We start from the raw sequence: 24,258 nt of genomic DNA, 5'->3' as shown, positions 1-24,258 counted from the left end.
GCCTGCGGCATCCTTCTTATATTGTGGATGCTTTAACAATGATTAAAAAAGTATCGCTGCTGACGGCATTGTCCGTCACGGCATTTTCGGGCTGGGCGCAGGATAGCGCAGACTCGTTGGTCGTTACGGCAAACCGTTTTGCGCAACCGGAAAAAACCGTTCTGGCGCCGACATCTGTGGTGACGCGTGAAGATATTGAACGTTGGCAATCCACGACCGTAGTTGATGTGATGCGCCGCCTGCCGGGTGTGGATACCACGCAAAGCGGCGGAATGGGGCAGCTTTCTTCACTCTTTATACGTGGCACCAATTCCAGCCATGTTCTTATTCTTGTCGACGGGGTCCGTCTTAACCAGGCGGGCGTCACAGGGTCGTCCGACCTCAGTCAGTTCCCCATCGCACTGGTACAGCGCATCGAATACATTCGTGGACCGCGCTCTGCAGTCTATGGCTCTGATGCGATTGGCGGCGTGGTGAACATCATCACTACCCGCGCGAAGGATGGCACGACGCTTAATGCAGGCGTTGGGTCGCATGGCTACCAGAATTATGGCGGTAGCACCCAGCAAACGCTGGGCGACAGTACCCGGGTGACGCTGGCGGGCGATTACACCTACACGAAAGGTTTTGACGTGGTGGCGGACGGAAATAACGGCGGCTTTGCCCAGACCGATCGCGACGGCTATATGAATAAAACAATCTACGGCGCGCTGGAGCATGCGTTCTCCAATCAGTGGAGCGGCTTTATTCGAGGTTATGGCTATAGCAACCGTACAGCCTATGACGGTTATTACAGCCCTAATGCACTGGTCGATACCCGCCAATTGTATAGCCAGACCTGGGATGCCGGACTGCGCTTCAATGAGGATATCTTCCATTCACAGTTACTCTCCAGCTATAGCCACAGTAAGGACTATAACTACGATCCGCATCTTGGACGTTATGACTCCACGGCTACGCTGGATGAAATCAAACAGTACAACGTTCAATGGGCTAACTCCGTGGACGTTGGGCATGGCAACATCGGCGCGGGTGTCGACTGGCAGAAGCAGAGCACAGAACCTAACACCAACTATGTGTCGAATGGCTACGACATTCGTAACACGGGCGTCTACCTGACCGCGTTGCAGAAATGGGGTGATGTTACGCTGGAAGGGGCAGCCCGTAGCGACGATAACTCACAGTTTGGTCGCCATGGTACCTGGCAGAGCAGCGCAGGCTGGGAGTTTATTGACGGTTATCGCGTCATTGCGTCTTATGGCACCGCCTATAAAGCGCCGAACCTGGGGCAACTATATGGCTTCTACGGCAATGACCACCTTGATCCTGAAGAGAGCAAGCAGTGGGAAGGTGCGTTCGAAGGTCTCACGGCGGGCGTGAGCTGGCGCGTGTCGGCCTATCGTAACGATGTTGATAACTTGATCGACTTCAACAACAATCTTCAGGAGTATTACAACGTCGGCAAAGCGCGCATTAAAGGCGTTGAAGCCACTGCCTCGTTTGATACTGGTCCGATTATACATACTGTCGGCTATGACTATGTAGATGCGCGCAATGCGGCAACGAACCAACCGCTGGATCGTCGCGCTAAACAGCAGGTAAAGTATCAACTCGATACGCAGATCGCTGATGTCGACTGGAGTCTGACTTACCACTACCTGGGGACACGTTACGATACCGATTTCGGGACCTATCCGAGTCAGAAGGTCAAAATGGGCGGTGTGAGCCTGTGGGATATCGCAGTTTCATATCCTGTCACCTCACATCTGACAGTTCGTGGTAAAATAGCTAACCTGTTCGATAAAGATTACGAGACAGTTTATGGCTATCAAACTGCAGGACGAGAATACACCTTGTCTGGCAGCTACACCTTCTGATCCGCGTCCCACCGTGCTGGTTTTTGATTCCGGCGTCGGTGGGCTTTCGGTCTACGATGAGATTCGGCATCTCCTGCCGGATCTCCATTACATTTATGCCTTCGATAACGTCGCATTCCCTTATGGGGAAAAGAGTGAAGATTTTATAGTTGAGCGTGTGGTTGAAATCGTCACCGCGGTACAGCAGCGTTATCCCCTGGCGCTGGCGGTCATTGCCTGTAATACGGCAAGCACCGTCTCCCTTCCAGCACTGCGTGATAAATTCCCGTTTCCGGTGGTGGGTGTCGTTCCGGCAATTAAACCTGCGGCACGTCTGACGGCAAACGGCATTGTCGGCCTGCTGGCAACCCGTGGCACGGTCAAACGTCCTTATACCCGTGAACTTATCGATCGCTTCGCCAATGAATGCAAGATTGCCATGCTGGGGTCGGCGGAACTGGTGGAGATGGCGGAAGCGAAGTTGCACGGAGAAGCGGTATCGCACGAAGAACTGCGCCGCATACTTCGCCCGTGGCTGCGAATGCCGGAACCACCGGATACGGTCGTCCTGGGCTGCACCCACTTCCCGTTATTACAGGAAGAACTGTTAGCGGTTCTCCCTGAGGGGACAAGACTGGTCGATTCCGGCGCGGCTATTGCGCGTCGTACGGCCTGGCTATTGGAACATGAAGCGCCAGATGCAAAATCGACCGATGCGAATATCGCTTTCTGTATGGCAATAACAAAAGAAACTGAACAACTTTTACCCGTTTTACGCCGTTATGGCTTTGAAACGCTGGAAAAACTGGTGTTGCCGCACGATTTTGCGCAAAAAAGAGACGGTTGAACGTTTTTTTTAAAAGAGGGGTTGTCAACGCCTGAGAACTCCCTATAATGCGCCTCCACTGACACGGAACAACGGCTTACAGGCCGCCGGGTTAGCGGGGTTCAGCGATGAACTCTTGCAGAGAAAAGCGAAATAAACGCTTGACTCTGTAGCGGGAAAGCGTAATATGCACACCCCGCGCCGCAGCAAAAAGCGAAGCGGCACTGCTCTTTAACAATTTATCAGACAATCTGTGTGGGCACTCAAAGTGACATGGATTCTTAACGTCGAAAGACGAAAAATGAATACCAAGTCTCTGAGTGAACATACGTAATTCATTACGAAGTTTAATTCACGAGCATCAAACTTAAATTGAAGAGTTTGATCATGGCTCAGATTGAACGCTGGCGGCAGGCCTAACACATGCAAGTCGAACGGTAGCACAGAGAGCTTGCTCTCGGGTGACGAGTGGCGGACGGGTGAGTAATGTCTGGGAAACTGCCTGATGGAGGGGGATAACTACTGGAAACGGTAGCTAATACCGCATAACGTCGCAAGACCAAAGAGGGGGACCTTCGGGCCTCTTGCCATCGGATGTGCCCAGATGGGATTAGCTTGTTGGTGAGGTAAAGGCTCACCAAGGCGACGATCCCTAGCTGGTCTGAGAGGATGACCAGCCACACTGGAACTGAGACACGGTCCAGACTCCTACGGGAGGCAGCAGTGGGGAATATTGCACAATGGGCGCAAGCCTGATGCAGCCATGCCGCGTGTGTGAAGAAGGCCTTCGGGTTGTAAAGCACTTTCAGCGGGGAGGAAGGCGGTGAGTTTAATAAGCTCACCGATTGACGTTACCCGCAGAAGAAGCACCGGCTAACTCCGTGCCAGCAGCCGCGGTAATACGGAGGGTGCAAGCGTTAATCGGAATTACTGGGCGTAAAGCGCACGCAGGCGGTCTGTCAAGTCGGATGTGAAATCCCCGGGCTCAACCTGGGAACTGCATTCGAAACTGGCAGGCTAGAGTCTTGTAGAGGGGGGTAGAATTCCAGGTGTAGCGGTGAAATGCGTAGAGATCTGGAGGAATACCGGTGGCGAAGGCGGCCCCCTGGACAAAGACTGACGCTCAGGTGCGAAAGCGTGGGGAGCAAACAGGATTAGATACCCTGGTAGTCCACGCCGTAAACGATGTCGACTTGGAGGTTGTGCCCTTGAGGCGTGGCTTCCGGAGCTAACGCGTTAAGTCGACCGCCTGGGGAGTACGGCCGCAAGGTTAAAACTCAAATGAATTGACGGGGGCCCGCACAAGCGGTGGAGCATGTGGTTTAATTCGATGCAACGCGAAGAACCTTACCTGGTCTTGACATCCACAGAATTCAGCAGAGATGCTGAAGTGCCTTCGGGAACTGTGAGACAGGTGCTGCATGGCTGTCGTCAGCTCGTGTTGTGAAATGTTGGGTTAAGTCCCGCAACGAGCGCAACCCTTATCCTTTGTTGCCAGCGGTTAGGCCGGGAACTCAAAGGAGACTGCCAGTGATAAACTGGAGGAAGGTGGGGATGACGTCAAGTCATCATGGCCCTTACGACCAGGGCTACACACGTGCTACAATGGCGCATACAAAGAGAAGCGACCTCGCGAGAGCAAGCGGACCTCATAAAGTGCGTCGTAGTCCGGATTGGAGTCTGCAACTCGACTCCATGAAGTCGGAATCGCTAGTAATCGTGGATCAGAATGCTACGGTGAATACGTTCCCGGGCCTTGTACACACCGCCCGTCACACCATGGGAGTGGGTTGCAAAAGAAGTAGGTAGCTTAACCTTCGGGAGGGCGCTTACCACTTTGTGATTCATGACTGGGGTGAAGTCGTAACAAGGTAACCGTAGGGGAACCTGCGGTTGGATCACCTCCTTACCTTAAAGAACCTGCCTTTGTAGTGCTCACACAGATTGTCTGATGAAATACAGCAGTAAAAATCTCTGCAGGCTTGTAGCTCAGGTGGTTAGAGCGCACCCCTGATAAGGGTGAGGTCGGTGGTTCAAGTCCACTCAGGCCTACCAAATTTTTGCTGATGCTGCGTTGCGGTGACACTCACATACCTGAGTATGCTCCGTGTCACCACGCCTTGCCTCAACAAAAATTACCGGTAGAGAGATAACTACGATGGGGCTATAGCTCAGCTGGGAGAGCGCCTGCCTTGCACGCAGGAGGTCTGCGGTTCGATCCCGCATAGCTCCACCATCCTTTTACTGCACAAAACAAGAAAACTTCAGAGTGAACCTGAAAAGGTGCACTGCGAAGTTTTGCTCTTTAAAAATCTGGATCAAGCTGAAAATTGAAACGACACATCTTTAATGGTGTGTTTGAGTCTCTCAAATTTTCACAATCAGAGGCGAAACAGCTTCGGGTTGTGAGGTTAAGCGACTAAGCGTACACGGTGGATGCCCTGGCAGTCAGAGGCGATGAAGGACGTGCTAATCTGCGATAAGCGCCGGCGAGGTGATATGAACCTTTGACCCGGCGATGTCCGAATGGGGAAACCCAGTGTGATTCGTCACACTATCATTATGTGAATACATAGCGTAATGAAGCGAACCGGGGGAACTGAAACATCTAAGTACCCCGAGGAAAAGAAATCAACCGAGATTCCCCCAGTAGCGGCGAGCGAACGGGGAGCAGCCCGGAGTCTGAATCAGCTTGTGTGTTAGTGGAAGCGTCTGGAAAGTCGCAGGGTACAGGGTGATACTCCCGTACACGAAAGCACACTTGCTGTGAACTCGAAGAGTAGGGCGGGACACGTGGTATCCTGTCTGAATATGGGGGGACCATCCTCCAAGGCTAAATACTCCTGACTGACCGATAGTGAACCAGTACCGTGAGGGAAAGGCGAAAAGAACCCCGGCGAGGGGAGTGAAAAAGAACCTGAAACCGTGTACGTACAAGCAGTGGGAGCCTCTTTATGGGGTGACTGCGTACCTTTTGTATAATGGGTCAGCGACTTATATTCTGTAGCAAGGTTAACCGTATAGGGGAGCCGAAGGGAAACCGAGTCTTAACTGGGCGAAAGTTGCAGGGTATAGACCCGAAACCCGGTGATCTAGCCATGGGCAGGTTGAAGGTTGGGTAACACTAACTGGAGGACCGAACCGACTAATGTTGAAAAATTAGCGGATGACCTGTGGCTGGGGGTGAAAGGCCAATCAAACCGGGAGATAGCTGGTTCTCCCCGAAAGCTATTTAGGTAGCGCCTCGTGAACTCATCTTCGGGGGTAGAGCACTGTTTCGGCTAGGGGGCCATCCCGGCTTACCAACCCGATGCAAACTACGAATACCGAAGAATGTTATCACGGGAGACACACGGCGGGTGCTAACGTCCGTCGTGAAGAGGGAAACAACCCAGACCGCCAGCTAAGGTCCCAAAGTCATGGTTAAGTGGGAAACGATGTGGGAAGGCCCAGACAGCCAGGATGTTGGCTTAGAAGCAGCCATCATTTAAAGAAAGCGTAATAGCTCACTGGTCGAGTCGGCCTGCGCGGAAGATGTAACGGGGCTAAACCATGCACCGAAGCTGCGGCAGCGACGCGTATGCGTTGTTGGGTAGGGGAGCGTTCTGTAAGCCGTTGAAGGTGGCCTGTGAGGGGTGCTGGAGGTATCAGAAGTGCGAATGCTGACATAAGTAACGATAAAGCGGGTGAAAAGCCCGCTCGCCGGAAGACCAAGGGTTCCTGTCCAACGTTAATCGGGGCAGGGTGAGTCGACCCCTAAGGCGAGGCCGAAAGGCGTAGTCGATGGGAAACAGGTTAATATTCCTGTACTTGGTGTTACTGCGAAGGGGGGACGGAGAAGGCTATGTTAGCCGGGCGACGGTTGTCCCGGTTTAAGCATGCAGGCGGAGGTTCCAGGTAAATCCGGAACCTTATTAACGCTGAGGTGTGATGACGAGGCACTACGGTGCTGAAGTAACAAATGCCCTGCTTCCAGGAAAAGCCTCTAAGCATCAGGTAACACGAAATCGTACCCCAAACCGACACAGGTGGTCAGGTAGAGAATACCAAGGCGCTTGAGAGAACTCGGGTGAAGGAACTAGGCAAAATGGTGCCGTAACTTCGGGAGAAGGCACGCTGGCGCGTAGGTGAAGTGACTTGCTCACGGAGCTGAAGCCAGTCGAAGATACCAGCTGGCTGCAACTGTTTATTAAAAACACAGCACTGTGCAAACACGAAAGTGGACGTATACGGTGTGACGCCTGCCCGGTGCCGGAAGGTTAATTGATGGGGTTAGCTGTAAGGCGAAGCTCCTGATCGAAGCCCCGGTAAACGGCGGCCGTAACTATAACGGTCCTAAGGTAGCGAAATTCCTTGTCGGGTAAGTTCCGACCTGCACGAATGGCGTAATGATGGCCAGGCTGTCTCCACCCGAGACTCAGTGAAATTGAACTCGCTGTGAAGATGCAGTGTACCCGCGGCAAGACGGAAAGACCCCGTGAACCTTTACTATAGCTTGACACTGAACACTGGTCCTTGATGTGCAGGATAGGTGGGAGGCTTTGAAGCGTGGACGCCAGTCTGCGTGGAGCCATCCTTGAAATACCACCCTTTAATGGCTGGTGTTCTAACGTAGACCCGTAATCCGGGTTGCGGACAGTGTCTGGTGGGTAGTTTGACTGGGGCGGTCTCCTCCCAAAGAGTAACGGAGGAGCACGAAGGTCAGCTAATCCTGGTCGGACATCAGGAGGTTAGTGCAATGGCATAAGCTGGCTTGACTGCGAGCGTGACGGCGCGAGCAGGTGCGAAAGCAGGTCATAGTGATCCGGTGGTTCTGAATGGAAGGGCCATCGCTCAACGGATAAAAGGTACTCCGGGGATAACAGGCTGATACCGCCCAAGAGTTCATATCGACGGCGGTGTTTGGCACCTCGATGTCGGCTCATCACATCCTGGGGCTGAAGTAGGTCCCAAGGGTACGGCTGTTCGCCGTTTAAAGTGGTACGCGAGCTGGGTTTAGAACGTCGTGAGACAGTTCGGTCCCTATCTGCCGTGGGCGCTGGAGAATTGAGGGGGGCTGCTCCTAGTACGAGAGGACCGGAGTGGACGCATCACTGGTGTTCGGGTTGTCATGCCAATGGCACTGCCCGGTAGCTAAATGCGGAAAAGATAAGTGCTGAAAGCATCTAAGCACGAAACTTGCCCCGAGATGAGTTCTCCCTGACTCTCTGAGAGTCCTGAAGGAACGTTGAAGACGACGACGTTGATAGGTCGGGTGTGTAAGCGTAGCGATACGTTGAGCTAACCGATACTAATGAACCGTGAGGCTTAACCTTACAACGCCGAAGCTGTTTTGGCGGAGAGAGAGATTTTCAGCCTGATACAGATAAAGAATTTGCCTGGCGGCTGTAGCGCGGTGGTCCCACCTGACCCCATGCCGAACTCAGAAGTGAAACGCCGTAGCGCCGATGGTAGTGTGGGGTCTCCCCATGTGAGAGTAGGGAACTGCCAGGCATCAAATTAAGTGGTAAGCCGGTGCATAATCCGGTGGTTACAGAAGTCTTCGGTGGAGCGGTAGTTCAGTCGGTTAGAATACCTGCCTGTCACGCAGGGGGTCGCGGGTTCGAGTCCCGTCCGTTCCGCCACTTATTAAAACATCAAGCCTGCCTCCTGGCAGGCTTGATGGCAAGAAGATTTAGGGGCGTAGCTCAGTTGGTAGAGCACCGGTCTCCAAAACCGGGTGTCGCGAGTTCGAGTCTCTCCGCCCCTGCCATATAGAATCCTTTGCTTCGGCAAAGGATTTTTTTTGCCTGTAAAACGGTAAAATTTCTCATCTGAAAAGCAGCCTGCACAATTGCAGGCTTACACCTCAATCCATGACATTTATTTTAAGCAGATCTTTAATCTGAGATTGCTTGTCGCTGTTTTGCAGCCAAATTGCATACAAAGGTCTGGAAAGGGTGGTGGAATCGGTGACAGTATGCAGTCCTGATTTATTGTCTGCCCAGCGGATGGGTAACCAGGTGCAGCCTTTCAGTAAGGAAAGTTGCTGACAGGCGACCTCCGCAGAGCTTGTGGTTAGCTGCGGAACGTCATCGCTGGCGATTAATCCTGCTTCATGTTGCTGAAAATCCGGTCCCCATTCCAGACGCAGATAGCTCAGGTCGGCCTTCATCATCGACGGTTCAGAAGCATAAAGAGCTAGACCAAACTGGCCGACGATCTGGCTGCTAAATTCGTCCATCTTGGGGGCTTCTGTCGTGATCAGCAGATCAAGCTGACGTTCATGTAATTGCTTAACAAGCGACTGCCTTTGTGCAATCCGGGCTTCGAATTGCAAATGGCCGTGAGAATGATATAGCCTGGAAAGCCACTGGCTGAGCATGCATTCCCACAGGGATGCGCTGGCGCCGATCGAAAACTCATTGTGCCTCGAGGTGTGCGCCACCTCTTTTCTGGCCGCCTGCCAGGTATTCATCAAGGTTTCAGCATAGGGCAGAAGTTTTTCCCCGGCTGGTGTGAGGCGGATGTTATTGCGGTGGCGGGTGAAAAGATTTACCCCCAGTTGGTTTTCCAGTTGCCGAATACGAAAACTGACCGCTGACTGTGTCAGGTAGAGCGCTTCCGCTGCTCGCCCAAAGTGACGCGTCCTGCTCACTTCCAGGAAAGTTTTTAGCAATTCCGTATCCACATCTTTCTCCGCAAAATTATTTGTCGTTATGATTTAAATGTTTTGTTTTACACTCTGTCAAGCGTAACTAATACTCCGCGCCATAAATAGCTCGGCCAAAGAATTAGGAGCGTGTAGGATGGCGGAAAGCTTTACGACGACTAATCGTTTTTTCGACAATAAACATTATCCGCGCGGGTTCTCTCGTCACGGCGATTTCACCATCAAAGAGGCGCAACTGCTTGAGCGCCATGGTTATGCCTTTAACGAGCTGGATCTGGGTAAACGGGAACCTGCTACGGAAGACGAAAAACAGTTTGTCTCTGTATGCCGGGGTGAGCGTGAGCCGGAGTCAGAAGCGGAACGTGTATGGATCAAGTATATGGCGCGCATAAAGCGTCCAAAGCGTTTCCATACGCTGTCTGGCGGTAAGCCGCAGGTGGAAGGTGCAGAAGATTATACCGAGTCTGAGGACTAAGATAATGAGAACAGGGGCTACGGCCCCTTTTTCATGCCAATAACTTTTGCAGATGCAGCAGCAGGCGATCGATTGCGCGATAGCTTAATGCTTCCTGCAAATGTTGCCTACCAATATCAGTACATCCTTCCACATCCGCAATGGTTCGAGAGACTTTAAGCAGGCGTTGCCATGCCCTGATCGACAGTCCGAGGCGCGTTAAAGTTTCCTCAAGCCAGCATGCGTCTTCAGGCTTAAGCTGACAAAACTGCCGAATCTCAGCATTATCCAGACGTGCATTCAGTTTGTTTTGACGTAAATACTGTCGGGCCTGAGCAACTATAACCCGGTCACGCACGTCTGCTGAACGCTCGCCTCTGATAGTGGTCTGGCTGAGTAGTCCTGGTGGCGGCAAGGGGATCTCCAGTGATAAATCGAAACGGTCCAGGAAAGGGCCTGATAACTTCCCCAGATAGCGCAGCGTCTGCTCAGGCGAAGAGCGATTATGGTTCCCCTGATAGTGACCGGAAGGACTGGGATTCATCGCTGCTACTAACTGGAAAAGCGCGGGATAGCTTATTTTGGCGCGGGTACGGGAAATATGGATCTCACCCGATTCTATAGGTTCTCGCAGAGCATCCAGAACGCGGCGTTCAAACTCAGGCAATTCATCAAGAAACAGAATACCGTTGTGAGCCAGTGAGATCTCTCCGGGACCGGGAATCGACCCGCCTCCCACCATTGCTGTCAGTGACGCGCTGTGGTGCGGGGAGCGAAAAGGGCGGCGACGCCACTGTTTTTGCAATGACGCTGAACTCACCAGGCTGAATATTGCCGCGCTTTCGAGTGCTTCGTGATTATTGAGCGGAGGCAGTAAACCGTTCAGCCTGCTGGCCAGCATGGTTTTGCCTGTGCCGGGTGGGCCGATCAGCAAAAGGTTATGCCCGCCGGCGGCGGTGACTTCAAGTGCGCGCTTTCCCTGTTCCTGGCCAATAATGTCGCTCAGATCGTCCGGGCTGTCTGGCAGACTATCCTCAGACTCTTCCGGTTCCGCCAACTGATGCCTTCCCTCAAGATACGCGCAGACCTCCTGTAAATGCCCGGCGACGAGGCAGCCTTTTTCTGCGATAAGGCTGACTTCGGACGTATTTTCATTAGGTACAATGATTTGTCGACCTGCACGGATAGCTTCCAGCGCACCAGAGATGGCGCCAGGAACGCCTCTCAACGCTCCTGTGAGCGCCAGTTCACCGATGAACTCATACGAGCCTAGCCCGGCGGTGTTAAGCTGCTCAGAGGCGGCGAGAAGCGCAATAGCGATAGGTAAATCATATCGCCCTCCCTCTTTAGGGAGATCTGCAGGCGCAAGATTGATGGTGATCTTTTTTGCGGGAAAGGCATAACCACTATTGATAATCGCACTGCGTACCCGATCTCTGGCCTCTTTTACCGTCGTCTCTGGCAAGCCGACGAGCGTAAGCCCGGGCAGCCCATTACTCAGATGGACCTCCACGGAAATAAGCGGTGCTTTAACCCCAATAGCCGCACGCGTATAGACAACTGACAGTGACATAAGCACTACCTCCTGGTGTGACTATGCCTGCGTTAATGTCGTCTGTTGAGCTGCATTTCGTTGATTTACGGCGCGTATTCATGATTTTTAGCGACGAATTGTAATGATTGCAGAGCCGTGGAAGTAGCCTCGCAAAATGGGCTAACGCCTCACTTTTAATGGTTAATCTGCTCCTGAAAAAATGAGAAATATTCATTTTCTAATTTTCCCATATAAAACAACATGTTTAAGAAATTAGCTTCGCAGACTAATCAATCCAGTCATAAATAAATCTTGTGTTAGGTTTAAAAACTGTGGTAACTCTTTAGGTATTCCTTCGAACAAGAAGCAGAAAGAACTGAAAATGAAAGCCCTTCTACGAGTGATTAGCCTGGTCGTGATTAGCGTGGTGGTGATTATTATCCCACCGTGCGGGGCTGCATCTGGAAGAGGAAAGGCTTAAAAATCAAGCCTTAACGAACTAAGACCCCCGCACCGAAAGGTCCGGGGGTTTTTTTATGACTAAAAAACTTAAACGAGGAGCAGAAAATGAATACTAGCATAAAATTCTGTTTCTTCCGATTTACGACGGGGAACTAACTATGAATGGGGCACACTGGGTAGTACATGCGTTGCGCGCACAGGGAGTCGACACTGTCTTCGGTTATCCGGGGGGCGCAATTATGCCGATTTACGATGCACTGTATGACGGCGGCGTGGAACACCTGTTGTGCCGCCACGAGCAGGGAGCGGCGATGGCGGCAATTGGCTATGCGCGCGCCACGGGTAAAACCGGCGTTTGTATGGCAACGTCTGGTCCAGGCGCCACCAACCTGATCACCGGTCTGGCAGACGCTCTGCTCGATTCCGTTCCCGTCGTTGCGATCACCGGCCAGGTGGCTTCACCGTTCATCGGTACCGATGCGTTCCAGGAAGTGGATGTTCTCGGGTTGTCGCTGGCCTGTACCAAACACAGCTTCCTCGTTCAGTCTCTGGAAGAGCTGCCGCGAGTGATGGCAGAAGCTTTTGACGTCGCAAATTCCGGTCGTCCTGGCCCGGTTTTGGTTGATATCCCGAAAGACATCCAGGTTGCCCAGGGGGATCTGGAGCCGCATTTCACCACAGTTGCACGTGAGAAAGCTTTCCCGCATGTCGACGTGGAAGAGGCACGCCAGATGCTGGCGCAAGCGCACAGGCCAATGCTCTATGTCGGCGGTGGCGTGGGTATGGCACAGGCCGTCCCGGCTCTGCGTGAATTTATCGCGGTCACGCAGATGCCTGCCACCTGCACGTTGAAAGGGTTGGGCGCGGTTGAGGCAGCCTACCCGTACTGTCTCGGCATGCTTGGGATGCACGGGACTAAAGCGGCAAACCTGGCGGTGCAGGAGTGTGATTTGCTGATCGCCGTCGGTGCCCGTTTTGACGATCGTGTGACCGGCAAGCTGAACACCTTCGCGCCGAATGCTAACGTCATCCATATGGATATCGATCCGGCGGAGATGAACAAACTGCGACAGGCGCACGTCGCGCTGCAGGGCGACCTCAATGCGTTATTACCCGCGTTACAGCAGCCGCTGGCGATAAAAGAATGGTGCCAGCACGCCGCGGATATGCGTACCGAACACGCCTGGCGTTACGACCACCCCGGCGATGCCATTTACGCGCCGCTGCTGCTGAAACAGTTGTCTGACCGTAAACCGGCAGACAGCGTCGTGACCACGGACGTCGGCCAGCATCAGATGTGGTCCGCGCAGCATATGACTTACACTCGTCCGGAAAACTTCATTACCTCGAGTGGCTTAGGGACCATGGGCTTCGGTCTGCCTGCCGCCGTGGGGGCGCAGGTTGCTCGCCCGAACGATACGGTTATCTGTATCTCCGGTGACGGCTCCTTCATGATGAACGTTCAGGAGCTGGGCACCGTTAAGCGTAAGCAGTTACCGCTGAAAATTGTGTTGCTCGATAACCAGCGTTTAGGGATGGTTCGCCAGTGGCAGCAGTTGTTCTTCCAGGAGCGTTACAGCGAAACGACCCTGACCGATAACCCCGATTTCCTCACTCTGGCCAGCGCGTTCGGTATCCCTGGCCAACATATCACTCGTAAAGACCAGGTTGAAGCTGCACTCGACACCCTGCTGTCAAGCGAAGGGCCTTACCTGCTTCATGTCTCAATCGATGAGCTTGAAAACGTCTGGCCGTTGGTACCGCCCGGTGCCAGTAACTCACAAATGATGGAGAAATTATCATGATGCAGCATCAGGTCGCCGTGCAGGCTCGCTTCAACCCAGAGACCTTAGAACGTGTTTTGCGCGTGGTGCGCCATCGTGGTTTTCAGATTAGCGCAATGAATATGGAAACCGCCACCGACGCCCAAAACATCAGTATTGAATTAACCGTTGCCAGTGCGCGGTCGGTCGACTTACTGTTTAGTCAATTATCAAAACTGGTAGACGTTGCCCATGTTGCCATCTGCCAGAGCACAAACACATCACAACAAATCCGCGCTTAAGCGTGACAGGAAAAAAAATGACGACGAAAAAAGCTGATTACATTTGGTTCAATGGTGAGATGGTTCGCTGGGAGGACGCGAAAGTCCACGTGATGTCCCATGCGCTGCACTACGGTACGTCTGTGTTTGAAGGCATCCGTTGCTATGATTCTCATAAAGGGCCAGCGGTGTTCCGTCATCGCGAACACATGCAACGTTTGCATGACTCAGCCAAAATTTATCGTTTCCCGGTTTCTCAAAGCGTTGATGAGCTTATGCAAGCCTGTCGCGACGTGATTCGTCAGAACAAACTGACCAGCGCCTACATTCGTCCGCTGGTGTTCGTGGGGGATGTCGGCATGGGGGTTAATCCGCCAGCAGGGTATAACACTGATGTGATCATTGCCGCGTTCCCATGGGGGGCATACCTGGGGGCCGAAGCCCTGGATCAGGGGATCGACGCAATGGTTTCTTCCTGGAACCGCGTTGCACCCAATACCATTCCAACCGCGGCTAAAGCGGGCGGTAACTACCTCTCTTCACTGCTGGTCGGCAGCGAAGCGCGTCGTCACGGCTACCAGGAAGGTATTGCGCTTGACGTGAATGGCTACATCTCCGAAGGCGCGGGTGAAAACCTGTTCGAAGTGAAAGACGGGATCCTGTTCACTCCGCCATTCACCTCTTCTGCACTGCCGGGTATCACCCGCGATGCCATCATCAGGCTGGCGAAAGATCTGGGTGTTGAAGTACGTGAGCAGGTTCTGTCCCGCGAATCACTGTACCTGGCCGATGAAGTGTTTATGTCCGGTACGGCGGCTGAAATCACGCCGGTTCGTAGCGTAGACGGTATCCAGGTCGGTGTAGGTCGTTGTGGCCCGGTAACCAAACGTATTCAGCAGGCATTCTTCGGCCTCTTTACCGGTGAAACGGAAGATAAATACGGCTGGTTGGATCAGGTTAATCAATAAGCATAGATTTGGGATGGCACGCATCGTCCCATTAAAATAGTCAGACGGGAGTAAATAAAGCATGCCTAAGTATCGTTCAGCCACCACCACCCACGGCCGTAACATGGCGGGGGCCCGCGCGCTGTGGCGCGCCACCGGAATGACCGACGATGATTTTGGTAAGCCAATTATCGCCGTGGTGAACTCCTTCACTCAGTTTGTACCGGGCCACGTACACCTGCGCGACCTCGGTAAACTGGTCGCCGAGCAAATCGAAGCGTCCGGCGGTGTGGCGAAAGAGTTCAACACCATTGCGGTGGATGACGGCATCGCGATGGGGCACGGGGGCATGCTCTACTCTCTGCCGTCGCGTGAGCTGATCGCTGACTCGGTTGAGTACATGGTGAATGCCCACTGCGCCGATGCGATGGTCTGTATCTCCAACTGCGACAAAATCACCCCAGGGATGCTGATGGCCTCTCTGCGCCTGAACATACCGGTGATCTTCGTCTCCGGTGGCCCAATGGAAGCGGGTAAAACCAAGCTTTCCGATAAAATCATCAAGCTCGACCTGGTCGATGCGATGATCCAGGGTGCGGACCCGAAAGTCTCTGATGAGCAAAGTGACCAGGTGGAACGCTCCGCGTGTCCGACCTGCGGTTCTTGTTCAGGCATGTTCACCGCAAACTCCATGAACTGTCTGACCGAAGCGCTGGGTCTGTCTCAGCCGGGCAACGGTTCGCTGCTGGCGACCCATGCCGATCGTGAACAGCTGTTCCTTAACGCCGGTAAACGCATCGTTGAGCTGACCAAACGCTACTATGAGCAGGACGATGCCAGCGCGCTGCCGCGCAATATTGCCTGCAAAGCCGCGTTCGAAAATGCCATGACCCTGGATATCGCCATGGGCGGCTCCACTAATACCGTTCTGCACCTGCTGGCTGCCGCGCAGGAAGCGGAAATCGACTTTACCATGAGCGATATCGATAAACTGTCCCGCAAAGTGCCGCAGCTGTGTAAGGTTGCGCCGAGCACTCAGAAGTACCATATGGAAGACGTACACCGTGCGGGTGGCGTGTTAGGTATCCTGGGCGAGCTGGATCGCGCCGGCCTGTTGAACCGTGAAGTGAAAAACGTCCTCGGCCTGACGCTGCCGGAGTCGCTGGACAAATACGACGTGATGCTGACTAAAGACGAGGCGGTGAAGAACATGTTCCGCGCGGGGCCGGCCGGTATTCGTACTACAAAGGCATTCTCACAGGATTGCCGCTGGGACACCCTGGATGATGACCGCGCAGAAGGCTGCATCCGCTCTCTGGAGCATGCTTACAGTAAAGACGGCGGTCTGGCCGTGCTGTACGGTAACTTTGCGGAAAACGGCTGCATCGTGAAAACCGCCGGTGTGGATGACAGCATCCTGAAATTCACCGGTCCGGCAAAAGTGTACGAGAGCCAGGACGACGCGGTAGACGCCATTCTGGGCGGCAAAGTGGTGGCCGGTGATGTGGTCGTCATCCGCTACGAAGGGCCGAAAGGCGGTCCGGGCATGCAGGAGATGCTCTACCCAACTACCTTCCTGAAATCCATGGGCCTTGGCAAAGCCTGCGCGCTGATCACTGACGGTCGTTTCTCTGGCGGAACCTCGGGTCTGTCTATCGGCCACGTGTCACCGGAAGCGGCAAGCGGCGGCAATATCGCAATCATCGAAGATGGCGATCTGATTGAAATCGACATTCCAAACCGCGGCATTCAGCTGAAGCTGAGCGACCAGGACATTGCGGCCCGCCGTGAAGCACAGGACGCGCGTGGCGACAAAGCCTGGACGCCGAAAAACCGCCAGCGTGAAGTCTCCTTCGCCCTGCGCGCCTACGCGAGCCTGGCCACCAGTGCAGATAAAGGCGCGGTGCGCGATAAATCTAAACTTGGGGGCTAATGATGGCCGAGTCACAACCCTTATCCGCCGCCCCTGGGGGGGCGGAATATCTTCGGGCGGTGCTACGCGCGCCGGTCTATGAAGCCGTGCAGGTCACGCCCCTGCAAAAAATGGAAAAGCTCTCTTCGCGCCTCGACAACGTTATTCTGGTGAAGCGTGAAGACAGGCAGCCAGTGCACAGCTTCAAGCTGCGCGGGGCTTACGCGATGATGGCCGGGCTGACCGACGAGCAAAAAGCGCACGGCGTCATTACCGCGTCTGCAGGCAACCATGCTCAGGGCGTGGCTTTCTCGTCGGCGCGTCTGGGGCTGAAAGCGTTGATCGTGATGCCGGTCGCCACGGCGGATATCAAAGTTGACGCGGTGCGTGGGTTCGGCGGTGAAGTATTGCTCCACGGTGCCAACTTTGACGAAGCCAAAGCCAAAGCGATCGAACTGGCGCAGCAGCAGGGGTTCACCTGGGTGCCACCTTTCGATCACCCGATGGTGATTGCCGGACAAGGTACGCTGGCGCTGGAGCTGTTGCAGCAGGATGCCCATCTCGACCGCGTGTTTGTGCCGGTGGGGGGCGGTGGCTTAGCCGCAGGCGTGGCGGTGCTGCTCAAACAGCTAATGCCGCAAATCAAAGTCATTGCCGTTGAAGCGGAAGACTCCGCCTGCCTGAAAGCGGCGCTGGATGCGGGTCATCCGGTGGATTTACCGCGCGTGGGGCTGTTTGCCGAAGGCGTGGCGGTGAAACGCATTGGCGATGAAACCTTCCGTCTCTGTCAGGAATATCTCGACGACATCATCACCGTCGACAGCGACGCTATCTGCGCGGCAATGAAAGACCTGTTCGAGGATGTCCGTGCGGTTGCGGAACCGTCCGGCGCGCTGGCGCTGGCGGGGATGAAGAAATACATCACGCAGCATAATATTCGCGGGGAACGTCTGGCGCATGTGCTCTCCGGCGCCAACGTCAACTTCCACGGCCTGCGCTATGTCTCCGAGCGCTGCGAACTGGGGGAACAGCGTGAAGCATTGTTAGCGGTAACCATTCCGGAAGAGAAGGGCAGCTTTCTCAAGTTCTGCCAGCTGCTGGGCGGTCGTTCAGTCACAGAGTTCAACTACCGCTTTGCCGATGCCAAAGACGCGTGCATTTTTGTCGGCGTGCGTCTGAGCCGCGGAGTGGAAGAGCGTAAAGAGATCCTCAGCCTGCTGCAGGAAGGCGGTTACGGCGTTGTCGATCTCTCTGACGATGAAATGGCGAAGCTGCACGTGCGCTACATGGTGGGTGGGCGTCCGTCGAAGCCGCTTCAGGAACGTCTGTTCAGCTTCGAGTTCCCTGAATCTCCGGGCGCGTTGCTTAAGTTCCTGCATACGCTGGGAACGCACTGGAACATCTCCCTGTTCCACTACCGCAGCCACGGTACCGACTACGGCCGCGTGCTGGCGGCGTTTGAGCTGGGCGAGCACGAACCGGATTTCGAAACCCGGCTGAACGAGCTGGGCTATGACTGTCACGACGAAACACACAACCCGGCGTTCAGGTTCTTCCTGGCAGGCTAGTGGTTGGGCAATATTTTCCAGAATGCATCAATAAGCGGCTCATGCAGCCGCTTTTTTTGTGCGCACACGCCAAGCTCAAACGGAGTTTTCTCGTCGCTGCGTTCCAGAATCATCACCCGGTTCCGCACTGGCTCAGGGCTATTTTCCAGAACCACTTCCGGCAACAGCGCCACGCCGCAGCCCAGCGCCACCATCGACACCATTGCCTCATGGCCACCTACCGTGGCGTAAATCGACGGATTACTGATTTTATGACGGCGGAACCACAGTTCGATGCGGCGGCGGACCGGCCCCTGATCGGCCATGATAAACGGCACCGTGAACCAGTCGGGCTTTTCCACCGATACCTGATTACGCACCGGGCAGGATAGCGCCGGAGCGATCAACACGACAGCCAGATTTTCCAGCATTGAGAATGCTACTGCGCCCGGCAGGGTTTCGGGCTTCCCGGCAATGGCCAGATCGGCTTCACCCGTCACTACTTTATCCATCGCATCGGCGGCATCGCCGGTGGTGAGTTTAATTTCGACCGACGGATGCTCAGCGCGGAAGCGATCGAGGATCGGCGGCAGATGGCTATAGGCGGCGGTCACAGAACAGAAAATGTGAAGCTCGCCGGAGAGAGACGGTCCTTGCTGATCGATGGTGTGCCGCAACTGCTGATACTGCAACAGAGTTTGTTGGGCAAACCCGCGCAGTTCTTCCCCTGCTTCGGTGAGGGTGACGGTGCGGTTATCGCGCACAAAAAGGAGCTGGCCGAGGTCTTCCTCAAGGCGCTGGATCTGGCGTGACAGCGTGGAGGGGCTGACGTGCATTGCCCGCGCGCTACGGCCAAAGTGGCGGCTTTCCGCCAGATGCAGGAACAATTTCAGATCGCGTAAATCCATGGATTTCACCCCCCCGTTTTATATTGCAAAAATTGCAACGTGATGTTGTGAATATATCAATTTCCGCAATAAATTTCCTGATGTAATGTGGGTACATTCTCGCTGAAACGCGAACCGAACAATAAGACGCACAACATCACGAGGTATCACCCATGGCTAATTACTTTAATACACTCAACTTGCGCCAGCAGCTGGCGCAGCTGGGCAAATGCCGCTTTATGGCGCGCGAAGAATTTGCCGATGGCGCGAGCTACCTTCAGGGTAAAAAAGTGGTCATCGTCGGCTGTGGCGCACAGGGTCTGAACCAGGGCCTGAACATGCGTGATTCCGGTCTGGATATCTCCTACGCATTGCGTAAAGAAGCGATTGCTGAGAAGCGTGCTTCCTGGCGTAAAGCCACCGAAAACGGCTTCAAAGTAGGCACCTATGAAGAGCTGATCCCACAGGCGGATTTGGTGGTTAACCTGACGCCAGATAAACAGCACTCTGACGTGGTGCGTTCCGTACAGCCACTGATGAAAGACGGTGCGGCGCTGGGTTATTCCCACGGTTTTAACATCGTTGAAGTGGGTGAGCAGATCCGTAAAGACATCACTGTTGTGATGGTCGCACCGAAGTGCCCGGGCACGGAAGTACGAGAAGAGTACAAACGTGGTTTCGGCGTACCAACGCTTATCGCGGTGCACCCGGAAAACGATCCGAAAGGCGAAGGTATGGCCATTGCCAAAGCATGGGCAGCGGCCACCGGCGGCGATCGTGCGGGCGTTCTCGAATCTTCTTTCGTGGCAGAAGTTAAATCTGACCTGATGGGTGAGCAGACCATTCTGTGCGGCATGCTGCAGGCAGGCTCTCTGTTGTGCTTCGACAAGCTGGTGGAAGAGGGTACAGACCCTGCATACGCGGAAAAACTGATTCAGTTCGGCTGGGAAACCATCACCGAAGCGTTGAAGCAGGGCGGCATTACGCTGATGATGGACCGTCTGTCCAACCCCGCGAAACTGCGTGCGTTCGCGCTGTCTGAACAGTTGAAAACCATTATGGCGCCTCTGTTCCAGAAACATATGGACGATATCATCTCCGGTGAATTCTCTTCCGGCATGATGGCGGACTGGGCGAATGACGACAAAAATCTGCTGACCTGGCGCGAAGAGACCGGTAAAACCGCGTTCGAAACCGCTGCGCAGTTCGAGGGTAAAATCAGCGAGCAAGAGTACTTCGATAAAGGCGTACTGATGATCGCGATGGTGAAAGCCGGCGTTGAGCTGGCATTCGAAACGATGGTAGATTCCGGCATCATCGAAGAATCTGCCTACTATGAATCACTGCACGAGCTGCCGCTTATCGCCAACACCATCGCCCGTAAGCGTCTGTACGAAATGAACGTGGTAATTTCTGATACCGCAGAGTACGGCAACTACCTGTTCTCTTATGCGTGCGTACCGCTGCTGAAAGAGTTTATGACAACGCTGCAGGCGGGCGATCTGGGTAAAGCCGTTGCTGAAGGCGCGGTAGATAATGCCCAGTTGCGTGACGTAAATGAAGCGATTCGCAGCCATGCGATTGAGAATGTGGGCCATAAACTGCGTGGCTACATGACCGATATGAAACGTATTGCTGTCGCGGGTTAATCCCAACAGGCCCTCTCCCACGAAGAAAGGGCCTTGCTGCTTATTTGCGGTACAACACCTTGATAATATGGTAGCCAAACTGCGTGTGCAGTGGGCCAGTTGGCTCCAGTTCCGGGCAGGAGAAGACCACTTTATCGAATGCCGGAACCATCTGGCCCTGGCGGAATTCACCTAAGTCACCGCCGCGTTTGCCTGACGGGCAAATGGAGTGCTTCTTCGCCAGTTTGCCGAAGTCGGCACCGTTTTTAATCTGTTCCAGAAGATCTAAAGCCAGTTTCTCTTCTTTAACAAGGATATGCACTGCTGCTGCTGTTTTTGCCATGATCGCGCCTTGAGTGGTATGGATTAGGCTCGCTATACTACCACGCTGTAATTCTCCCCTCCTGACTTTCATTGAGTGATCATTTATGCGTTTAAACCCCGGACAACAACAAGCCGTCGAATTTGTCACTGGACCCTGTCTGGTGCTGGCGGGGGCTGGCTCCGGTAAAACCCGCGTGATCACCAATAAAATCGCCCATCTAATCCACCATTGCGGCTATCAGGCTCGCCACATTGCGGCGGTCACCTTTACCAATAAAGCGGCGCGTGAGATGAAAGAGCGTGTCGGCCAGACGCTGGGACGCAAAGAGGCGCGCGGCCTGATGATCTCCACATTCCACACTCTGGGGCTGGATATCATTAAACGCGAGTATGCGGCGCTGGGAATGAAGTCTAACTTCTCGCTTTTCGATGACACCGATCAGGTGGCGCTGCTTAAAGAGCTCACTGAAGGGCTGATTGAAGATGACAAAGTTCTGCTGCAGCAGCTGATCTCAACGATCTCCAACTGGAAAAACGATCTGATGACACCTGCTCAGGCGGCGGCGAGTGCTAAAGGCGAACGGGATCGGATCTTCGCGCACTGCTATGGCCTGTACGATGCACATATGAAAGCCTGCAACGTGCTGGACTTTGACGATTTGATCCTGTTGCCGACCCTGCTGCTGCAGCGGAATGAAGAGGTGCGCGAACGCTGGCAAAACAAGATCCGTTACCTGCTGGTGGATGAATATCAGGATACCAACACCAGCCAGTATGAGCTGGTAAAACTGCTGGTGGGGCAGCGGGCGCGTTTTACTGTGGTAGGCGATGACGACCAGTCAATTTACTCCTGGCGCGGCGCACGTCCGCAAAACCTGGTGCTGCTGAGCAAAGATTTCCCGGCGCTACAGGTGATTAAACTGGAACAAAACTACCGCTCCTCCGGGCGTATCCTGAAAGCGGCGAATATCCTGATTGCCAATAACCCACACGTGTTCGAAAAACGCCTGTTCTCAGAGTTGGGTTACGGTGTAGAACTGAAAGTCCTTAGCGCCAATAACGAGGAGCATGAGGCCGAACGTGTCACCGGTGAACTGATTGCCCACCACTTCGTCAATAAAACCGAATACAAGGATTACGCGATCCTCTATCGCGGCAATCACCAGTCGCGCGTTTTTGAAAAGATGCTGATGCAAAACCGCATCCCGTACAAAATTTCCGGCGGCACCTCGTTCTTCTCGCGTCCTGAAATCAAAGACTTGCTGGCTTACCTGCGGGTGCTCACGAATCCTGATGACGACAGCGCGTTTCTGCGTATTGTTAACACGCCGAAACGTGAGATTGGCCCGGCGACGCTGCAAAAGCTGGGTGAATGGGCAATGACCCGCAATAAAAGCATGTTTACCGCCAGCTTCGATATGGGGCTGAGCCAGACGTTAACCGGACGTGGTTATGACAATTTAACCCGCTTTACTCACTGGTTAGGCGAGGTGCAACGCCTGGCAGAACGTGAGCCTGTAGCGGCGGTGCGCGATCTCATCCACGGTATCGATTACGAATCCTGGCTCTATGAAACCTCTGCCAGCCCGAAAGCGGCAGAGATGCGCATGAAAAACGTCAACCAGCTGTTTGGCTGGATGACCGAAATGCTGGAAGGCTCCGAGATTGACGAGCCGATGACCCTGACGCAGGTGGTCACACGCTTTACGCTGCGCGACATGATGGAGCGTGGCGAAAGCGAAGAAGAAGTCGACCAGGTGCAACTGATGACGTTGCATGCCTCGAAAGGGCTGGAATTCCCGTATGTCTATCTGGTGGGTATGGAAGAGGGATTACTGCCGCACCAGAGCAGCATTGATGAAGATAACGTCGACGAAGAGCGGCGTCTGGCCTATGTCGGCATTACCCGTGCCCAGAGAGAGCTTAATTTCACGCTGTGCAAAGAGCGCAGACAGTACGGCGAGCTGGTGCGCCCGGAGCCGAGCCGCTTCCTGCTGGAGCTTCCTCAGGACGACCTGCTCTGGGAGCAGGAGCGCAAAGTGATCACCGCAGAAGAACGCATGCATAAAGGTCAAGCTAACGTGGCGAATATCAAAGCCATGCTGGCAAAGGCCAAAAAATCAGCCCAGTAAGTGTTGCCAGACGGCTGAAAATGGCGGCGGTAAAGAAATCAAGGATCGATTTTGTCAGGAGGATGGTGGGGTCACCGGTCATTCCTTCAGTCAGCGCGCCGAAAATCCCCGTGCCGCTGGCGCAGAAGAGGATCAGCATCGCAATAAACTGATTGATATAATTTTCCTCGTCCATGTCGGAACTCGTCTGGATTGGAAAGATCCGTTCAATCGGTACGCGCGTAATCGGGAGCCTGCTCTTTCAATCCATTTCTCAATATTCAGCAGGCCGCCAATAATCGTGCCCAGGATCATCGCTAACGCTATAGGTGGCAGGTTGATCAATTTAACGAGGAAAAACACGCCCATACTCATAGAGATTAGTCCGGAAATAAGCGGCAGAGTTTTCTTAAACTGCTCTGGTATAAATTTATTCAGAAAGGCGCCAGCAATAGCCCAAACCACTAATGAACCGCTACATACAAAAATACCTATCGGCATGACTCTCTCCTTCACCATTAATAGACAATCCGGGCCTGATAACAGGCCCGGCCGTAATGGAAATGTTTTTAATATTGAATACGCGGCTGGCATTCTCCCAGGCGATTTTATTTTTCAATTCCGCGTCCATTACCAGTGGGTCAAACCAGTCGCAGGCTTAATAAATATCTTCATACGGATAATCCACCGAGGTCGCCCAGTACCAGATTGAGATCTGGATAACGATCGAAAAGGCCGCTCGTCATCAGGCGAATAGCGTGAACGGCGGTCTCCTGCGCAAAGCCCTTGACCGAGCCTGTCAGGCTCTCATAGCCGTTGATTAGCGCACCTTTCATCCCCAGTTGCAGTAGCGTGGAAATGGTGGAAGAAATGGCTTCAGCGCGCGGGGTCGGAAACATTCGCTGACCCGTACGAACAAATAGCGGGTCGGCAAAATGTGCCCGCAATTTTTTTAATAGTAGGCTGCCTGTCGGTTGGCTGATATCAAGGGAGTCCGCAGCCAGAGACATTTCCCAGACGGTAGAGGGCAGAGAAATAAAATTTAGCTCTTCCTGCATGTACCCTCCGGGCTAT

General features: G+C 53.9%; 16 protein-coding genes, 4 tRNA genes, 3 rRNA genes and 3 pseudogenes. 19 read left to right on the top strand and 7 right to left on the bottom strand.

Annotation, left to right across the window (positions count from 1 at the left end):
- Positions 1-38 precede the first annotated feature (38 nt).
- The 9 genes from btuB to NL510_RS22265 all read left to right on the top strand — a co-directional run bounded on the left by btuB (position 39) and on the right by NL510_RS22265 (position 8,434).
- On the top strand, positions 39-1,877 hold the full coding sequence (btuB, locus tag NL510_RS22305) for a TonB-dependent vitamin B12 receptor BtuB (RefSeq protein ID WP_253380457.1): 1,839 nt from the start codon (positions 39-41) through the stop codon (positions 1,875-1,877).
- Positions 1,822-2,703 (top strand): glutamate racemase, encoded by an 882-nt coding sequence (gene murI, locus NL510_RS22300; protein WP_253380455.1) that lies wholly within the window; start codon positions 1,822-1,824, stop codon positions 2,701-2,703. Before btuB ends, murI begins: the two co-directional genes overlap by 56 nt.
- Positions 2,704-3,051: 348 nt before the next feature.
- Positions 3,052-4,591 (top strand): 16S ribosomal RNA (locus NL510_RS22295).
- 69 nt (positions 4,592-4,660) lie between these two features.
- Positions 4,661-4,737 (top strand) — tRNA-Ile (locus tag NL510_RS22290).
- A gap of 105 nt (positions 4,738-4,842) precedes the next feature.
- Positions 4,843-4,918 (top strand) — tRNA-Ala (locus NL510_RS22285).
- 173 nt (positions 4,919-5,091) lie between these two features.
- Positions 5,092-7,997 (top strand): 23S ribosomal RNA (locus tag NL510_RS22280).
- A gap of 62 nt (positions 7,998-8,059) precedes the next feature.
- Positions 8,060-8,175: ribosomal RNA gene (gene rrf, locus NL510_RS22275) — 5S ribosomal RNA — on the top strand.
- The 16S, 23S and 5S rRNA genes sit together here with 4 tRNA genes alongside, the layout of an rRNA operon.
- Positions 8,176-8,229: 54 nt before the next feature.
- Positions 8,230-8,306 (top strand) — tRNA-Asp (locus tag NL510_RS22270).
- Between the two features lie 52 nt (positions 8,307-8,358).
- Positions 8,359-8,434: transfer RNA gene (locus NL510_RS22265), tRNA-Trp, on the top strand.
- Between the two features lie 96 nt (positions 8,435-8,530).
- On the opposite strand, the gene hdfR is transcribed toward NL510_RS22265, so the two are convergent.
- Positions 8,531-9,352 (bottom strand): HTH-type transcriptional regulator HdfR, encoded by an 822-nt coding sequence (hdfR, locus tag NL510_RS22260; RefSeq protein ID WP_253380453.1) that lies wholly within the window; start codon positions 9,350-9,352, stop codon positions 8,531-8,533.
- A 118-nt stretch (positions 9,353-9,470) separates the two neighbouring features.
- Between hdfR and NL510_RS22255 the strand changes: the two genes are divergently transcribed.
- Positions 9,471-9,809 carry a MaoP family protein gene (locus NL510_RS22255; protein ID WP_253380451.1) on the top strand — a complete coding sequence of 113 codons (339 nt, stop codon included), beginning with the start codon at positions 9,471-9,473 and terminating at the stop codon, positions 9,807-9,809.
- A 31-nt stretch (positions 9,810-9,840) separates the two neighbouring features.
- Here NL510_RS22255 and NL510_RS22250 read toward each other — a convergent pair whose 3' ends face one another.
- A complete protein-coding gene (locus NL510_RS22250) occupies positions 9,841-11,361 on the bottom strand; it encodes a YifB family Mg chelatase-like AAA ATPase (RefSeq protein WP_253380449.1) in 1,521 nt (506 codons plus the stop codon).
- Positions 11,362-11,704: 343 nt separating this feature from the next.
- On the opposite strand from NL510_RS22250, the gene ilvL reads away from it, so the two are divergent.
- The 7 genes from ilvL to ilvA all read left to right on the top strand — a co-directional run bounded on the left by ilvL (position 11,705) and on the right by ilvA (position 18,255).
- Positions 11,705-11,803 (top strand): ilv operon leader peptide, encoded by a 99-nt coding sequence (gene ilvL, locus NL510_RS22245; protein WP_253380447.1) that lies wholly within the window; start codon positions 11,705-11,707, stop codon positions 11,801-11,803.
- Between the two features lie 86 nt (positions 11,804-11,889).
- On the top strand, positions 11,890-11,940 hold the full coding sequence (ilvX, locus tag NL510_RS22955; RefSeq protein ID WP_366518974.1) for a peptide IlvX: 51 nt from the start codon (positions 11,890-11,892) through the stop codon (positions 11,938-11,940).
- Between the two features lie 2 nt (positions 11,941-11,942).
- Entirely contained in the window at positions 11,943-13,589 is a 1,647-nt protein-coding gene (gene ilvG, locus NL510_RS22240; protein WP_253380445.1) for an acetolactate synthase 2 catalytic subunit, read from the top strand.
- On the top strand, positions 13,586-13,849 hold the full coding sequence (ilvM, locus tag NL510_RS22235; RefSeq protein ID WP_253380442.1) for an acetolactate synthase 2 small subunit: 264 nt from the start codon (positions 13,586-13,588) through the stop codon (positions 13,847-13,849). Before ilvG ends, ilvM begins: the two co-directional genes overlap by 4 nt.
- A gap of 17 nt (positions 13,850-13,866) precedes the next feature.
- Positions 13,867-14,796 (top strand): branched-chain amino acid transaminase, encoded by a 930-nt coding sequence (locus tag NL510_RS22230; RefSeq protein ID WP_253380440.1) that lies wholly within the window; start codon positions 13,867-13,869, stop codon positions 14,794-14,796.
- 61 nt (positions 14,797-14,857) lie between these two features.
- Positions 14,858-16,708, top strand: a complete 1,851-nt coding sequence (ilvD, locus tag NL510_RS22225) for a dihydroxy-acid dehydratase (RefSeq protein WP_253380438.1) — start codon at positions 14,858-14,860, stop codon at positions 16,706-16,708.
- A gap of 2 nt (positions 16,709-16,710) precedes the next feature.
- A complete protein-coding gene (ilvA, locus tag NL510_RS22220; RefSeq protein WP_253385065.1) occupies positions 16,711-18,255 on the top strand; it encodes a threonine ammonia-lyase, biosynthetic in 1,545 nt (514 codons plus the stop codon).
- Here the strand turns inward: ilvA and ilvY are convergent.
- On the bottom strand, positions 18,252-19,142 hold the full coding sequence (gene ilvY, locus NL510_RS22215; protein WP_253380436.1) for an HTH-type transcriptional activator IlvY: 891 nt from the start codon (positions 19,140-19,142) through the stop codon (positions 18,252-18,254). The genes ilvA and ilvY overlap by 4 nt on opposite strands.
- A 152-nt stretch (positions 19,143-19,294) precedes the next feature.
- Here ilvY and ilvC point away from each other — a divergent pair, with 152 nt between their 5' ends.
- A complete protein-coding gene (ilvC, locus tag NL510_RS22210; protein WP_253380434.1) occupies positions 19,295-20,770 on the top strand; it encodes a ketol-acid reductoisomerase in 1,476 nt (491 codons plus the stop codon).
- Positions 20,771-20,810: 40 nt separating this feature from the next.
- Here ilvC and ppiC read toward each other — a convergent pair whose 3' ends face one another.
- Positions 20,811-21,092: a peptidylprolyl isomerase PpiC gene (gene ppiC / locus NL510_RS22205; RefSeq protein ID WP_253380432.1), complete on the bottom strand. Its 282-nt coding sequence runs from the start codon at positions 21,090-21,092 to the stop codon at positions 20,811-20,813.
- An 85-nt stretch (positions 21,093-21,177) separates the two neighbouring features.
- Here ppiC and rep point away from each other — a divergent pair, with 85 nt between their 5' ends.
- Positions 21,178-23,205, top strand: coding sequence for a DNA helicase Rep (gene rep, locus NL510_RS22200; protein WP_253380430.1), 2,028 nt, complete (start codon positions 21,178-21,180; stop codon positions 23,203-23,205).
- On the opposite strand, the pseudogene NL510_RS22195 reads toward rep, so the two are convergent.
- The 3 pseudogenes from NL510_RS22195 to NL510_RS23130 form a co-directional block, all read right to left on the bottom strand.
- A pseudogene (locus NL510_RS22195) lies at positions 23,183-23,685 on the bottom strand (DUF554 family protein); the annotation flags it as partial. The gene rep and the pseudogene NL510_RS22195 sit on opposite strands and share 23 nt — an antisense overlap.
- Positions 23,660-24,023, bottom strand: a pseudogene (locus NL510_RS22190) (hypothetical protein); the annotation flags it as partial. The pseudogenes NL510_RS22195 and NL510_RS22190, both read right to left, overlap by 26 nt.
- Positions 24,024-24,258, bottom strand: a pseudogene (locus tag NL510_RS23130) (helix-turn-helix domain-containing protein); the annotation flags it as partial. It abuts the pseudogene before it with no gap.

Origin of the sequence: unidentified bacterial endosymbiont (assembly GCF_918797525.1) — a bacterium.
In the GTDB taxonomy this organism is placed as follows: Bacteria; Pseudomonadota; Gammaproteobacteria; order Enterobacterales; family Enterobacteriaceae; genus Enterobacter.
Note: the sequence above shows the minus strand (reverse complement) of the source record. Positions and strands in the feature narration are given on the sequence as shown.

Excerpts from the sequence above, each read along its gene's own strand:
- btuB (WP_253380457.1), top strand. The coding sequence starts at position 39 with ATGATTAAAAAAGTATCGCTGCTGACGGCATTGTCCGTCACGGCATTT.
- murI (WP_253380455.1), top strand. The coding sequence starts at position 1,822 with ATGGCTATCAAACTGCAGGACGAGAATACACCTTGTCTGGCAGCTACA.
- NL510_RS22255 (WP_253380451.1), top strand. The coding sequence starts at position 9,471 with ATGGCGGAAAGCTTTACGACGACTAATCGTTTTTTCGACAATAAACAT.
- NL510_RS22250 (WP_253380449.1), bottom strand. The coding sequence starts at position 11,361 with ATGTCACTGTCAGTTGTCTATACGCGTGCGGCTATTGGGGTTAAAGCA.
- ilvL (WP_253380447.1), top strand. The coding sequence starts at position 11,705 with ATGAAAGCCCTTCTACGAGTGATTAGCCTGGTCGTGATTAGCGTGGTG.
- ilvG (WP_253380445.1), top strand. The coding sequence starts at position 11,943 with ATGAATGGGGCACACTGGGTAGTACATGCGTTGCGCGCACAGGGAGTC.
- ilvM (WP_253380442.1), top strand. The coding sequence starts at position 13,586 with ATGATGCAGCATCAGGTCGCCGTGCAGGCTCGCTTCAACCCAGAGACC.
- NL510_RS22230 (WP_253380440.1), top strand. The coding sequence starts at position 13,867 with ATGACGACGAAAAAAGCTGATTACATTTGGTTCAATGGTGAGATGGTT.
- ilvD (WP_253380438.1), top strand. The coding sequence starts at position 14,858 with ATGCCTAAGTATCGTTCAGCCACCACCACCCACGGCCGTAACATGGCG.
- ilvA (WP_253385065.1), top strand. The coding sequence starts at position 16,711 with ATGGCCGAGTCACAACCCTTATCCGCCGCCCCTGGGGGGGCGGAATAT.
- ilvY (WP_253380436.1), bottom strand. The coding sequence starts at position 19,142 with ATGGATTTACGCGATCTGAAATTGTTCCTGCATCTGGCGGAAAGCCGC.
- ilvC (WP_253380434.1), top strand. The coding sequence starts at position 19,295 with ATGGCTAATTACTTTAATACACTCAACTTGCGCCAGCAGCTGGCGCAG.
- ppiC (WP_253380432.1), bottom strand. The coding sequence starts at position 21,092 with ATGGCAAAAACAGCAGCAGCAGTGCATATCCTTGTTAAAGAAGAGAAA.
- rep (WP_253380430.1), top strand. The coding sequence starts at position 21,178 with ATGCGTTTAAACCCCGGACAACAACAAGCCGTCGAATTTGTCACTGGA.